The organism is Amycolatopsis sp. lyj-108 (assembly GCF_046549005.1).
Taxonomy (GTDB): Bacteria; Actinomycetota; Actinomycetes; order Mycobacteriales; family Pseudonocardiaceae; genus Amycolatopsis.
Map to the genome: position 1 here is coordinate 186,405 of NZ_JAJPWQ010000012.1, position 13,325 is coordinate 199,729.

Consider the following 13,325-nt stretch of genomic DNA (forward strand, 5'->3'; position numbering starts at 1 on the left):
CCATGTCACGAAGATCGACTTCGCGTTGCTTCGCCGCACTGGCCTCGCTCATGCTCGTCGCGGTACTGCCCGGCGCGGCCACCGCCGCTCCGGGCGCACCACCGCCGCTTCCCTTCGTCTCCCAGCTCGACCTGTCCTGCTACCGGACCGAGGGCTACAAACCGCCACCAGCGGAGCTCACCCTCAAGCACCTCAATCCCGTCCTGGCGAAGCTGCCGATGGAGACCGTCAAGCTGGGTGAACGCCAACAGCTCTGCGTGCCGGTCGCGAAGAACGGTGAGATCCCGCCGCCGGGGATCGTCGACTTCGTCCGATGGGTGGATCTGTCGTGCTATCGGATCGAAGGCGGCGCGGTGAACTTCCCGCTGACGCTCAGCCACCTGAACCCCGTGGTGCGAAAGCTGGGCATCCAGGACGCGCACGTGACCATGTTGTCGCCGGAGCAGTTGTGCGTCCCGGTCGCGAAGAACGGGGTACTGCCGCCACCGGAGGTCCTGTCGTTCGTCCGGCACATCGACCTCGAGTGCTACGCGTTGCGCGTCCTCGGCATCCCTGCCGTCCCCTTCCCGCTGACGCTGGGCCACCTCAACCCGGTGCTGGCCGACCGGCCGAAGGTGGACGTGAAGGTCGGCAACGCGCGGCAGTTGTGCGTTCCCGTCGCCAAACGCGGCGACGAGATCCCTCCGGAGGTACTCGACACCTTGCAGTGGCTGGATCTGGCGAAGTACGACGTCACCACCGGGCCGAGCGTCGTCGGGCCGGTCACGCTGAAGCTGACCCATCTGAACCCGGTGCTGGCGCGCCTTCCCAGCGAAGAGGCCGTCATCACCGAACCGGCTCAGCTCGGTCTTCCGGTCGCCAAGAACGGCAAGATCCCACCGGGCTGAGGATCAGTCGATGCATCCCGCGGCGTCCGGGGTGATCGGCTGGTCGCCCTGCGCGGGCGCTCCCCCGCCCGCGGACACGCCCGGTCCTTTGTAGACCTGGCCGAGGACGACCTCGATGGTTCCCGCGGCGACCGAGTCGGCTTTCTGGACGTCCAGTCCACCGAGCAGTTTCGCGACCTCCGCCGCGGGTCCGGCCGCGTCGCTGTACCGGACGACGGAGGTACGCCGCCCGGCTTCGGCCTTCGTGTCGCCCTTGCCGAAACCCTTCTCCGCCAACAGGTCCGAGACGCGGGCGGCGAGACCTTCCTTGCCGCTCGCGTTGACGACGTCGACCTTGGGGCCGGCGGGCGCCTGCGACGACGCCGCGGGCTGGGCGCCGATCAGCGAGGCGGCGAACGCGCGCACCTGTGCGGGGTCCACCTGCACGGCGGTCCAGGTCGGGTGCCGGGGGTCGTAGCGGTAGTCGGGGTTGACCACCGGGATCGTCTCGAAGGCGATGCCACCGCCGGAGACCCCGCGCATCTGCCGGACGAAGTCGAGCAGGTCCCACGAACCGTCGAGGACGACCGAACGCTTCACCGCGTCGATCAGTTCGGAGACACGGGCCGGGTTCGCCAGCGTGCCGGCGGAAAGGGTCTGCTTCGCCAGTCCGGCGAGGAACACCTGTTGACGGCGCACCCGGTCGAGGTCGCTGCGGGGCAGGTTCTTGCGCTGGCGGACGAAGGCGAGCGCGTCGGCGCCCTGGATCGTCTGCCGTCCGGCGGGGAAGTCCGCGCCGGAATCGCGGTCCTTGGTCGCCTTGTTCAGGCAGACCTCGACCCCGCCGACGGCCTTGCTGATCTCGTAGAAGCTCAGCAGGTTGACCTCGGCGAAGTGGTCGATCTTGATCCCGGCGAGTTCCTCGACGGCCTTCAAGGTCGCCTTCCGCGCGGCGGTGATCGCCTGTTTGTCGATCTCCGCCTTGTCGGTCTTGCCCGCCGCGCGCTGCTCACTCGCCGAGGCGAACTTGGCGCGGCCGAAGATCTCGTTGATCTTGCTCTTGTCCTTCTGCCCCGGCTGCGCGACCCAGGAGTCGCGCGGGATCGAGAAGGCCTTCACGGCCTGCTGCCCGTTGGGGATGCGAAGCACGATGAGCGTGTCCGTCAGGTCGTCACCGTTCGCGCCCACCCGCAGTTCCCGCAGCACTTCCGGGGGTAGTGGCCTGCCCTGGTTGTCGGTCCGCGAATCGCGTCCGACCAGCAGGATGTCCAGCGAACCGTCGGCGGGCTGTTCTCCCGGCTCCGGAGCGTCGATCACGTCTTCACGGGTGACGCCGTCCAGCGAACTCAGCGTCGTGTATCCGTACGCGGTCCCGCCGAACACCGCCACCGCCATCGCGGCGACCAGGACCTTCCCCAGCTTGTGCACGTCCCTAAGACGCACGGGAGGCCGTCATTGCTGCAGGGGTGAGCCACTTCACATCCGCAGATGCGACGCTCCGTTCAGGTCGAGGATCGCGCCGGACGCCCATGCGGCGTCGGCGGAGGCGAGGTAGAGCACCGCCGCGGCGACCTCCTCCGGCGTCCCGACCCGGCCGAACGGGCTCTCGCCGCTCGCGCCTTCGACCTTCGCCGCGACCCGGTCGGTGGCGGTGAAGCCGGGGGCGACCGAGGTCACCGCGATCCCGTGCGGGGCGAGGGCGACGGCGAGCGACTGCCCGAGCGAGTGCAGCGCGGCCTTGCTCGCGCCATAGGCCGGGAACTCGGGCTCACCCTTGAAGGCGCCCCGCGAACCGATGTTGACCACCCGGCCGGCCGCGCCGCGCTCGATCATGTGCCGGGCCACGCAGTAGGTCACGTTCGCGGTGCCGAGCACGTTGACGTCGACCATCCGCCGCCAGATCCGCTGCCAGTCCGCATAGGACACTTCGGCGATGGGGTGGACCGCCGCCGCGGACGGCGCGTAGGCGGCGTTGTTCACCAGGACGTCGACGCCGCCGGCCAGCTCCTCGGCTTCGTCGGCGACCCGTTGGGCCACTTCGGGATCCGAGAGGTCGCCTTGGACGAGCCCGTGGCCGGAACCCGGCAGTCCGGCGAGCGTCCGCTCGGCGTCCTCCCGGTTCGAGGCGTAATGGACGGCGACACGGTCGCCCTTTTCCGCGAAGGCCCGCGCGATCGCACGGCCGATGCCGCGCGACGCCCCGGTGACGAGAATTCCCACGGGCCGACCCTACTCAGCCGCCGAAGAGCTGGACCACCTTGCGGAACAGTTCGTAGACGCCGTAGGCGAACGGGAGCGCGACCCACAGCCAGGCGAAGACCATCAGCCCGGTGCGGCGGTGTTCGGGAGCCTGTTCGGTCATCGGGCCTCACTCCTCGCGGGCTCGCCGGACGGCGCCGGCTCGTGGAACTTCGGGTTGACCGGGCGCACCAGTTCGTTGGCGACGAAACCGGCCACCAGCAGGCCGATCATGATGAACAGCGACGTCGTGTAGAGGTCGGGGCCGACCTTGCCCGCCGCCTTCTGGCTGTCGGAGATGGCGTTGACGATGAGCGGCCCGAGCACGCCTGCCATCGACCAGGCGGTCAGCAGCCTGCCGTGGATCGCGCCCACCTGATAGGTGCCGAAGAGGTCCTTCAGGTACGCCGGCACGGTCGCGAAGCCGCCGCCGTAGAACGACAGGATCAGCATGGCGCACAGGACGAACACGAGCTTCGAAGCGTTGGTGGTCAGCGCGATCACCAGGTACAGCAGTGCACCGACCCCGAGGTAGAGGCGGTAGATGTTCTTGCGTCCCACCAGGTCCGAAGTGGACGACCAGACGAACCGGCCGAGCATGTTGGTCAGCGAGAGCAGCGCGACGAACCCGGCGGCGGCCGCGGTGCCGACCGGCGTCGACGTCTCGCGGAAGAAGTCCGCGATCATCGGCGCCGCCTTCTCCAGGATGCCGATCCCCGCGGTCACGTTGAAGCACAGGACCACCCAGAGCAGCCAGAACTGCGGCGTCTTGATGGCGTTGCGCGCCGACACGTTCGCGGTGGTGATCATCGCGTTGCCGTGGTCGGTCTTCGGCGTCCAGCCCTTCGGCTTCCAGTCGTCGGCGGGGACCCGCACCAGGAGGATGCCCAGGCTCATGAAGACCGCGTAGACCAGGCCGTGCACGAGGAAGGCGGTCGCGACCGTCCCGATCGACCACGGCGAGCCGCCCAGCATCTGCGTCGACCACGGGGAGGCGATCAGCGCGCCGCCGCCGAAGCCCATGATCGCGATACCGGTGGCCATCCCCGGGCGGTCGGGGAACCATTTGATCAGCGTCGACACCGGCGAGATGTAGCCGATCCCGAGCCCGATACCGCCGATCCCGCCCCAGCCGAGCACGACGAGCCAGTACTGCGACGTCGCGACACCCAACGCCGAGATCAGGAAGCCCGAGCTGAAGCAGACCATCGAGACGAACATCGCCCAGCGCGGCCCGTTGCGCTCGACCAGCGTCCCGCCGAAGGCCGCCGAGAGCCCGAGCATCACGATCCCGAGCTGGAACGGGAGCGCGCTCTGCGTGCCGGTGAGCCCGAGGGTCTTCTCCAGCGGCGCCTTGAACACGCTCCACGCGTACGCCTGCCCGATCGACAGGTGGACGGCCAGCGCGGCGGGAGGGATCAGCCAGCGGCTCCACCCCGGTGCTGCGACGATGCGGGAACGGTCCAGGAAGCCGACAGCCATCCGGCGCCTCCGTACTCTGGGGATGTGCACTGGGAATGTATTACTTAATTCCCGGCGTTGCAGTACTCAAGTGTCGAATAACCGGTCAGAAGGGTGGACAAGTGGGCAGGGTGACGGTGCGGCGTCCGGTGCGGATGATCTCCGCGACGAAGGACGTGCGACGACCCGACTCGCTCGCGGCCGAAGAACCGCTGGAGATCCGCGTCGGCGGCAAGGCACTCGCGGTCACCATGCGGACACCCGGTAACGACGTCGAACTGGCGCACGGGTTCCTGTTGTCCGAGGGTGTGCTCGCCTCCCGCGAGGACATCGCGGTCGCCCGGTACTGCGACGGCGTCGACGACCAGGGCCGGAACACCTACAACGTCCTGGACATCGCGCTGGCCGAAGGCGTCGCGCCGCCGGAGACGGGCGTCGAGCGGAACTTCTACACCACGTCCTCGTGCGGCGTCTGCGGCAAGGCCGCGCTCGACGCGGTGAAGCTCAAAAGCCGGTTTTCACCGGAGAAGTCCGGATTCACCGTGAGCAAGGACGTGCTGGCGAAGCTCCCGGACACGCTGCGCACGCATCAGAAGGTCTTCTCCAGCACCGGCGGGCTGCACGCGGCCGCCCTGTTCGACGGCGACGGGAACCTCGCCGTCGTCCGCGAGGACGTCGGCAGGCACAACGCCGTCGACAAGGTCCTCGGCTGGGCGTTGCAGGAAGGCCGGATCCCCGCGTCGGACGCCGGCCTGCTGGTGTCCGGGCGCGCCTCGTTCGAACTGGTGCAGAAGGCCGCCATGGCCGGGATCGGCCTGCTGGCCGCCGTTTCCGCGCCGTCGTCGCTGGCCGCGGAACTGGCCGACGAGAACGGCATGACCCTCATCGGTTTCCTGCGCGGCGAGAGCATGAACCTCTACACCGGCGAACAGCGGGTGCTCGGGCTCGACTGACTCAGGCTGAACCGGGCCCCGCGTCGCGAAAGCCACTTTCGCGACGCCTGACGTCCCGAAAGTGGCTTTCGCGACACTCGCCACGGCACGTCAGCGGCCGAGCGCCTTCAATCGGTGCCCACCCAGTTACCGTGGAAACCGTTGGGCACCCGGTCCGGCAGGTGCACGGCACCGACGGTCTCCAGCGTCCCCGCGTCCAGGATCGTCAGGTCGCTCTTCTGTGTCGCGGGATCGTAGACGAAACCCATCAGCACGCCCTCGTCCTCACCGGCGTCCACTGAGGACGGGACGAACACGAACTCCCCGACCTGGCTGCCCTCGCCGAACTCCCTCGAAGCGACCGACCGGTTCCACAGATCGTGCTTCAGCAAGGAACCCGAGGACGCCGATCCGTCCCTTGTGGACACCGAGTAGCCGAAGCGGTGCCGCCGCCCGACCAGCCGCTCGTCCACGCGCGGGAATTCCTGGCCCTGGTCGTCGAGGCGTTCCTCGACGACCTTGCCGACGGTCAGGTCGATGGTCCAGCGGTCCAGGGTCGGCGGCCCTTCGGCGGGGCCGAGCAACTCGGTGTCGAACATCTTCGGGTGGCGGACGACGTCCAGCACGATGTCGTCGCCGTCGTCGTAGGCGTTCATCGGGTGGAACACGTAGCACGGCTCGATCTCGAACCAGCGGACGTCGCCGTCGCCGCCCTCTCGCGGCATGACCCCGATCCGCGCCGGGTACTTCGGGTTCCAGCGATACGGCAGGCCGGAGTTGCCCGAGATCCGCTGACGCAGCCTCGCGCTGAGGGGGTCCGGCACCTTCACCTTCCCCACGAGCGCGGACAGCACCAGCTGGGCGGGAGTGCGCAGGAACACCGGGACGGACGCTGCGACGGCCTGTTCGGCGTCGAAGGTGACCGGGAGGTCGTAGAAGACGACGTGTTTCTCGGTCAGGGAGAAGTCGTGCATCATCGGCGAACCGGTGACCTCGATGTCCACCTTGCGCCGCGCGCGGCCTTGGGCGTCGATCACCGAGTACTGCACTTTGTTGCCCTGACCGAAGAAGTAAGACACGGCGTGCAGTTCGCCGGTCTCCGGATCACGCTTCGGATGCGCGGTGTAGCCGCCGGGAAGGGTGCCGTCGAAGTCGCAGGCGCCGACGGTGTCGAGTTCGTCGGTGAGCTCGAAGCTGGTGGACCCGCCTTCGATCAACGCGAGGGTCTTGCCGGCGTGGCCGATCACGTTCGTGTTGGCCCCGAGGGAGGCGACCCCGGAGACCGGTCCGCCTTCCCAGCGTTCGCCGATCTGCCGCGACAGCCGGGGGTTGCGCACCCAGCGGTTGCGGTACCACTCGGCGCGGCCGTCACGCAGCCGGACGCCGTGCACCATGCCGTCGCCCATGAACCAGTGGTAGGCCTCCGGGTCCACCTCGGACAGCGGGTTCGGCCCGTTCCGCAGGTAGCGCCCGTCCAGATACTCCGGGATGTGCCCGGTGACGCTCAGTTCGGTGATCGTGTGCTCACGGCTGACCGGGGCGAAGTTGCCCTGGAGGAACTTGTTGCCCATCGAAGGCCCCCTAGCGACGGATATAACACAGTTATGGATATATTTATAACAGGGTTATGGAATACTGGCAAGCATGTCACCGAAACCCTCCGCCACCGAGGTCAAGGCGAAACTGGTCGAAGCGGCGATCCGGCTGCTCTCGGACGGCGGCCCGGAGGCGCTGCAGGCCCGCAAGCTGGCGGCGGAGATCGGCGCGTCGACCATGGCCGTGTACACCCACTTCGGCGGGATGGGCGCACTGGTGGACGAGGTCGCGCGCGAGGGATTCCGGCGGCTGTCGGCGAATCTGGGCGAGGTCGAGGAAACCGCCGACCCGGCGGCCGACATCCTCACCCTGGCGCTGGCGTACCGGCGGACCGTGGTGGACAACCCGCAGCTCTACGCGGTGACCTTCGGCCAGAGCCAGCCCAACGGGCAGAAGGCGGCACTGGTCGACATGACCAGCAAGGAGACCCGCGAGAGCCTCAGTGATGAAGGCATCGAAGCCTTCGGTTACCTCGTCCGTGCCGCGAAACGCGTGATCGACGCGGGCCGGTTCCGGCCCGCCCCGGAGTTCGACGTCGCCGCCCAGCTCTGGAGCGCCGTGCACGGCTACATCACGCTGGAGGTCGCCGGTCACTTCGGCGACAGCGGGAATGGTGTGGACCACATCCTGATTCCCCTGGCCACCGCCCTCGGCGTCGGTCTCGGCGACACTTACGAGGCCGCGACGCGCTCCGCGCGGATCTCGATCGAGGCATGGCGCGCGAAAGAGGGAAACATCGGCACCTGATCCGGCGATACCCCGGTCACAGGTCGGTGACATGTGCAACCTTCCAGCGGAAACGTGCGTCTGACCTGGTGGAAGCAAAACGGGGGAACGGGGATCGGTGAACGAGGACGATCAGGGGCACACGACGCTGCCGGGGGTGGACGGCGCCCGTCGCTGGCTGAGCCGCCGGTCCGTGCTGATCGCCGGCGCCTCGGGTCTCGGCGTCGCCGGGCTCGCCGCCGGAACGGCCACCGGGGCCCTGCCGTTCAGTGAGGCACTCCAGCGGGCACTCGGCGTCGCGTCGCCGACCCCGGCGACCCAGCTGGGCAGCCCCCGCGTCGAGCGTGTCTATTCCGAAGCCCGCGGGCGCGAGGTCGATCTCGTGCTGATGCTGCCGACCAAGGCGCCGCCCAAGGGCCTGCCGATGTCGCTGATGCTCCACGGCCTCCACGGCACCGCGCGGCACGCGGCCCCCACCGGGCTGCTCAAGCAACTCAGCAGCGAGGTCGCCCGCAAGGCGGTGCCCCCGTACGGGTTCGTCGCGGTCGACGGCGGCGACCACTACTGGCACGAGAACCAGCCCGGCGACAACCCGATGGCGATGCTGCTCGAAGAGGTCCCCCGCTGGCTGGCCGCCCGCGGCCTCGGCGGCCGGGACGGGCTGCCGTTCGCCGCCACCGGGCTTTCGATGGGCGGTTTCGGCGCGCTGCTCTACACGCGGCGCCGTCTCGAACGCCGCCGCCCGCCCGCCGCGGTCGCGGCGCTCGCGCCCGCGCTGATGACGTCGTGGGCCGAGATGAGCAAACGGCGCGCGTTCCGCGACGCCACCGACTGGGGCTCGCTGGACCCGTTGCGCCACATCGACGTCACCAAGAAGGTGCCGACCGGGATCTGGTGCGGCACCGAAGATCCGTTCATCGGCGGGGTGCGGAAGTTCATCTCCGAAGCGCGGCCCATGGTCGCGCACACGGCGCGCGGCAAACACGGCGACACGTTCAACCGCACCGTCGTGCCGAGCCTGGTCGCGTTCCTCGGCAAGCACGTCCCGAAGAACGCCTGAGCGCTCAGACGCGGAAGAAGATCCTGGTCACGGTCGAGCCCGGTCTCAGGTACTGCCGGACGAGATCGGCGACCTGGTTCACCAGCACCAGGCCGCGTCCACCGATCTGCCCCGCGGCGGCGGGCCGCCTGCCGGCCAGCGGATCGCTCAGGGTGCCTTCGTCGATGACCTCGCAGAGCACGTGGGCCTCGTCGCGCCAGACGCGGACGACACCCTGTCCCGAACCGTGCAGCACGCTGTTGGCGGACAGTTCCGCCACGGCGAGCACGAGATCCTCCACCCGGCCCGGGGACAGCCCGCTCTCCTCGGCGCGAACCTGCGCGAAGTGCCGCACCGCGCTGAGCCTGGCGAGATCGAACCGGAACGCGTCGGCCACGACCGGTTCGGGCAGCGGCAGGTTGTACTGCTCGACGACCGCGTCGGGGGCGTAACCCTCGCTGCGGCGATCGCCGTCGGCGCCGGAGAGGATCGGATGGGTCCGCTCGGCGTCGGCGAGGACGCCGTCTTCGAGCGTGGTCCGGTCGTACGGGCACAGGATGCTGAGGTCGCGGTCGCCGAACGCGAAGTTGATCAGCGCCTCGTGCTGTGCACACGCCGGGTACTCGAGGGGCGAACGGCCCGCCCAGATCGGTTCGCCGATGATCCGGACGGGCCCCGGCCGGTTGTCGGCGAACGCGAGCAGCACGCCGGGAAGGATGCGGCCGGGGTTACGGCCCGCTTCGGTCATGTCGATGAGCTCGACCTCGGCGACGGAATCGCCCAGCGCGTCTTCGATCAGCGCCAGATTCCGGCCCGGGACGGCGACCGCGACCGGCTCGTCGAGCTTCAAGCCCTCGAGGATGTACGGAATCGTTCCGTCCAGGTACTCGGTGTCACCGGAGTAGAGCAGGCCCACGTGGGTGAAGGGACCCGCGGTGACTGTCACGGACTCGTCTTACCCCGTTGGAGCGGATCTGAAACCCTGCTAACGGAGGGAATCCGAAAATCGTGCCGGGCCGATCAGCCGAGCCAGCGTCCCGCCATCGAGATCAACCAGAATCCGGCGAGCGTCGCACCGGTGAACAGTCCTGTCCAGGCGACGAGCGAGGAGTTCGCCTCCGCGCTTCGCGCCGTCTTGATCCGGAAGAGCGCATACGCCGAGACGGCGAAGAACGGCAGCGGGATCAGCGGCAGCGGCGACAACCGGACGACACCGGCCACCAGGCAGGTCGCCACCAGCACGCCCAGCACGATCGTCAGCGCGCGCGGGATCCACGGATGCCCTCGATACGCCCCGACGACGATGCGTTCGGTGAGTTCGACGAGTCCCCTGACCTCGCGTGGACTCGCGGCTTCCAGCTCGGGAGCCTCGTTCTCGTCCTTCGTGGGAGTCAGCGGCACCATCGCATCCTATCTCGGTCCGGTCACCGGCCGGACCTGGCCGGAGAAACCGATGCCCCGGCCGGAAGGTTCCGGCCGGGGCATCGTTGACGCTGACGTGCTTTGTCAGGCGGACTTCTCGCCGCGCTCGCTGCCACGACGGCGTGACGGCTGACGCGCCACGATCGTCGGGTTCACGTTCTCGCGGACGGTCTGCTCGGTGATGACGACCTTCGCGACGTCGTCGCGGCTGGGGATGTCGTACATGACCGGCTGCAGGACCTCTTCCATGATCGCGCGCAGGCCACGGGCGCCGGTGCCGCGGAGCACGGCCTGGTCGGCGATGGCCTCGAGCGCGGTCTTGGTGAACTCCAGCTCGACGTTGTCCATCTCGAAGAGCTTCTTGTACTGCTTCACCAGCGCGTTGCGCGGCGTGGTCAGGATGCTGACCAGCGACTCCTTGTCCAGGTGGGTCACCGTCGCCACGACCGGGAGGCGGCCGATGAACTCCGGGATCAACCCGAACTTGATCAGGTCCTCCGGCATGGTGTCGGAGAAGATGTCGCTCTCGTCGATCTCGGCCTTGGTGCGGATCTCCGCGCCGAAACCGAGGCCGCGCTTGCCGACCCGCTCGTTGATGATCTTCTCCAGCCCGGCGAACGCGCCGGCCACGATGAACAGCACGTTCGTCGTGTCGATCTGGATGAACTCCTGGTGCGGGTGCTTGCGGCCGCCCTGCGGCGGCACCGACGCGGTGGTGCCTTCGAGGATCTTCAGCAGCGCCTGCTGAACGCCCTCGCCCGACACGTCACGCGTGATCGACGGGTTCTCCGACTTCCGGGCGATCTTGTCGACCTCGTCGATGTAGATGATGCCCGTCTCGGCGCGCTTGACGTCGTAATCCGCCGCCTGGATCAGCTTGAGCAGGATGTTCTCGACGTCCTCGCCCACGTAGCCGGCTTCGGTGAGCGCCGTGGCGTCCGCGATCGCGAACGGGACGTTCAGCATCTTCGCCAGCGTCTGGGCCAGATAGGTCTTGCCGCACCCCGTCGGCCCGAGCATCAGGATGTTGGACTTCGCCAGTTCGACGGTCTCGTCCTTGGAATCCTTCGGCCCGGCCTTGTCGTCGGACTGCACACGCTTGTAGTGGTTGTACACCGCCACGGCCAGCGAACGCTTCGCGTCGTCCTGGCCGATGATGTACTGCTCGAGGAACTCGTGGATTTCGGCGGGTTTGGGCAGCTCGTCGAGCTTGACCTCACCGGCTTCGGCCAGTTCCTCTTCGATGATCTCGTTGCAGAGATCGATGCACTCATCGCAGATGTAGACCCCGGGGCCGGCAATGAGCTTCTTCACCTGCTTTTGGCTCTTGCCGCAGAAAGAACATTTCAGCAGGTCGCCGCCGTCACCGATCCGTGCCATGGCCGTTGACCTCGTCCCCTCCGGCGCGATACGCGCCTGACTGTCTTACCGCCCCGGTCACGGATGACCGCTCGGAGCCTCACACACTGCCACTGACGGTACCCGCCCGATGCCGTCGGCGGGAGAACCAACGTCACATCTGAGCACGCCAGAAGCTGACCTTAGACCAGGGATCCGGTGCGTGTCGTCTCCCGACACGCACCGGGCCCCTCCCGCGATCAGCTGCTCGAGGCCTTGCGGTACTCGAGCACCTCGTCGACGATCCCGTACGCCTTGGCCTCGTCGGCCGTCAGGATCTTGTCGCGCTCGATGTCCTTCTTGATGTCGTCGGCTTCCTTGTTCGTGTGCTTCGCCAGGATGACCTCCATCTGGCGCCGCACCCGCTGGATCTCGTTGGCCTGGATCTCCAGGTCCGAAACCTGGCCGTAGGTGCCCTCGGTCGCGGGCTGGTGGATCAGCACCCGCGAGTTCGGCAGCGTGAACCGCTTGCCGGGGGTCCCGGCAGCCAGCAGCACCGCGGCGGCCGAAGCGGCCTGGCCGATGCACATGGTGACGATGTCGGGGCGGACGTACTGCATCGTGTCGTAGATCGCCATCAGCGCGGTGAACGAGCCACCGGGCGAGTTGATCAGGATCATGATGTCGCGGTCCGGGTCCTCGTGCTCGAGGTGCAGCAGCTGGACCATGACGTCGTTCGCCGACGCGTCGTCGATCTGCACGCCGAGCATGATCTGACGCTCTTCGTACAGCTTGTTGTACGGGTTCGATTCCTTGATGCCGTAGCTGGTGCGCTCGACGTACGAGGGCAGCACGTACCGCGACTGCGGCAGCTGGAGCCGCGACTGCATCCCAGGCGCCTGCGACCCGATCGGAAGCTGGAAGTTGCTCATTGAAAATTCTCCTGTGTGCCGGCGCGGATCAGCTGTTGGGAAGCGGGTTCTCGCGCGTGAGGACCTGGTCCACGAAGCCGTAGTCCTTCGCCTCCTGCGCGGTGAACCAGCGGTCGCGGTCACCGTCCTTGACGATCTGCTCGACGGTCTGGCCGGTCTGCTCGGCCGTGATCTTGGCCAGCTCCTGCTTCCACTTGCCGAACACCTCGGCCTGGATCGCGATGTCGGAGGCCGTGCCGCCGACACCCGCCGAGGGCTGGTGCATGAGGATGCGCGCGTGCTGCAGCGCGTACCGCTTGCCGGGCGTGCCGGAGGAGAGCAGGAACTGCCCCATCGACGCGGCCAGGCCCATCGCGTAGGTCGCGACGTCCGGGCGGATCAGCTGCATGGTGTCGTAGATCGCGAAACCCGCGGTGACCGAGCCACCGGGCGAGTTGATGTAGAAGCGGATGTCCGACTCGGAGTCGTCTGCGTCGAGCAGCAACAACTGGGCGGTGATCCGGTTGGCGACCTCGTCGTTGACCTCGGAGCCGAGGACGACGATGCGCTCCTGGAGCAACCGCTCGAAGACCGAGTCGGTGAGGTTGAGCCCTGCGGTACCGGTCCGCGCCTGGGGCGTGTGCTGCGTCACGTCTGCCTGCCTTTTCGCCGACGGCGGCGGGTGGAACGTTCGCCGCCGCGTATGTCCAGATGCTTGAGGATCTTGCAACCGACCCTAACGAACTTGGGCGGTGCAGAATGCCTGACACCGCCCAAGTTCGCTTACAGCTTTACG

14 protein-coding genes are annotated in these 13,325 nt (G+C 68.0%); 4 read left to right on the plus strand and 10 right to left on the minus strand.

Going from position 1 to position 13,325, the window contains the following annotated elements; translation table 11 throughout:
* Window positions 1-2: 2 nt before the first annotated feature.
* Window positions 3-887: a hypothetical protein gene (locus tag ACLJO0_RS34920; protein WP_410583333.1), complete on the plus strand. Its 885-nt coding sequence runs from the start codon at window positions 3-5 to the stop codon at window positions 885-887.
* A 3-nt stretch (window positions 888-890) separates the two neighbouring features.
* Here the strand turns inward: ACLJO0_RS34920 and ACLJO0_RS34925 are convergent, their stop codons facing one another.
* From ACLJO0_RS34925 to ACLJO0_RS34940, 4 genes are read right to left on the minus strand one after another with little or no spacing between them, the layout of a single operon-like run.
* Window positions 891-2,294: an LCP family protein gene (locus tag ACLJO0_RS34925; RefSeq protein ID WP_410583334.1), complete on the minus strand. Its 1,404-nt coding sequence runs from the start codon at window positions 2,292-2,294 to the stop codon at window positions 891-893.
* A gap of 48 nt (window positions 2,295-2,342) precedes the next feature.
* Window positions 2,343-3,086, minus strand: a complete 744-nt coding sequence (locus ACLJO0_RS34930; protein WP_410583335.1) for an SDR family NAD(P)-dependent oxidoreductase — start codon at window positions 3,084-3,086, stop codon at window positions 2,343-2,345.
* A gap of 13 nt (window positions 3,087-3,099) precedes the next feature.
* Complete coding sequence (locus ACLJO0_RS34935; protein WP_395881870.1) at window positions 3,100-3,228, minus strand: hypothetical protein; 129 nt, start codon at window positions 3,226-3,228, stop codon at window positions 3,100-3,102.
* Window positions 3,225-4,586 (minus strand): OFA family MFS transporter, encoded by a 1,362-nt coding sequence (locus ACLJO0_RS34940; RefSeq protein ID WP_410583337.1) that lies wholly within the window; start codon window positions 4,584-4,586, stop codon window positions 3,225-3,227. The genes ACLJO0_RS34935 and ACLJO0_RS34940 overlap by 4 nt, the downstream gene beginning before the upstream one ends.
* Window positions 4,587-4,687: 101 nt before the next feature.
* Between ACLJO0_RS34940 and fdhD the strand changes: the two genes are divergently transcribed.
* Window positions 4,688-5,518, plus strand: a complete 831-nt coding sequence (gene fdhD / locus ACLJO0_RS34945; protein WP_410583339.1) for a formate dehydrogenase accessory sulfurtransferase FdhD — start codon at window positions 4,688-4,690, stop codon at window positions 5,516-5,518.
* A gap of 107 nt (window positions 5,519-5,625) precedes the next feature.
* On the opposite strand, the gene ACLJO0_RS34950 is transcribed toward fdhD, so the two are convergent.
* Window positions 5,626-7,068, minus strand: a complete 1,443-nt coding sequence (locus ACLJO0_RS34950) for a carotenoid oxygenase family protein (RefSeq protein WP_410583341.1) — start codon at window positions 7,066-7,068, stop codon at window positions 5,626-5,628.
* Between the two features lie 73 nt (window positions 7,069-7,141).
* Here ACLJO0_RS34950 and ACLJO0_RS34955 point away from each other — a divergent pair, with 73 nt between their 5' ends.
* Complete coding sequence (locus ACLJO0_RS34955) at window positions 7,142-7,840, plus strand: TetR/AcrR family transcriptional regulator (RefSeq protein WP_125793095.1); 699 nt, start codon at window positions 7,142-7,144, stop codon at window positions 7,838-7,840.
* A 97-nt stretch (window positions 7,841-7,937) separates the two neighbouring features.
* Window positions 7,938-8,879 (plus strand): alpha/beta hydrolase-fold protein, encoded by a 942-nt coding sequence (locus ACLJO0_RS34960; RefSeq protein WP_125785951.1) that lies wholly within the window; start codon window positions 7,938-7,940, stop codon window positions 8,877-8,879.
* Window positions 8,880-8,883: 4 nt separating this feature from the next.
* On the opposite strand, the gene ACLJO0_RS34965 is transcribed toward ACLJO0_RS34960, so the two are convergent.
* From ACLJO0_RS34965 to ACLJO0_RS34985, 5 genes are all read right to left on the minus strand, one after another.
* On the minus strand, window positions 8,884-9,804 hold the full coding sequence (locus ACLJO0_RS34965) for an anti-sigma factor RsbA family regulatory protein (protein WP_410583344.1): 921 nt from the start codon (window positions 9,802-9,804) through the stop codon (window positions 8,884-8,886).
* A 74-nt stretch (window positions 9,805-9,878) separates the two neighbouring features.
* A complete protein-coding gene (locus ACLJO0_RS34970; RefSeq protein WP_125793093.1) occupies window positions 9,879-10,262 on the minus strand; it encodes a hypothetical protein in 384 nt (127 codons plus the stop codon).
* A 102-nt stretch (window positions 10,263-10,364) separates the two neighbouring features.
* On the minus strand, window positions 10,365-11,660 hold the full coding sequence (gene clpX / locus ACLJO0_RS34975) for an ATP-dependent Clp protease ATP-binding subunit ClpX (RefSeq protein ID WP_125793092.1): 1,296 nt from the start codon (window positions 11,658-11,660) through the stop codon (window positions 10,365-10,367).
* Between the two features lie 218 nt (window positions 11,661-11,878).
* Complete coding sequence (locus tag ACLJO0_RS34980) at window positions 11,879-12,550, minus strand: ATP-dependent Clp protease proteolytic subunit (RefSeq protein ID WP_125793091.1); 672 nt, start codon at window positions 12,548-12,550, stop codon at window positions 11,879-11,881.
* Window positions 12,551-12,578: 28 nt separating this feature from the next.
* Window positions 12,579-13,181: a ClpP family protease gene (locus ACLJO0_RS34985; RefSeq protein ID WP_125676314.1), complete on the minus strand. Its 603-nt coding sequence runs from the start codon at window positions 13,179-13,181 to the stop codon at window positions 12,579-12,581.
* Window positions 13,182-13,325 lie beyond the last annotated feature (144 nt).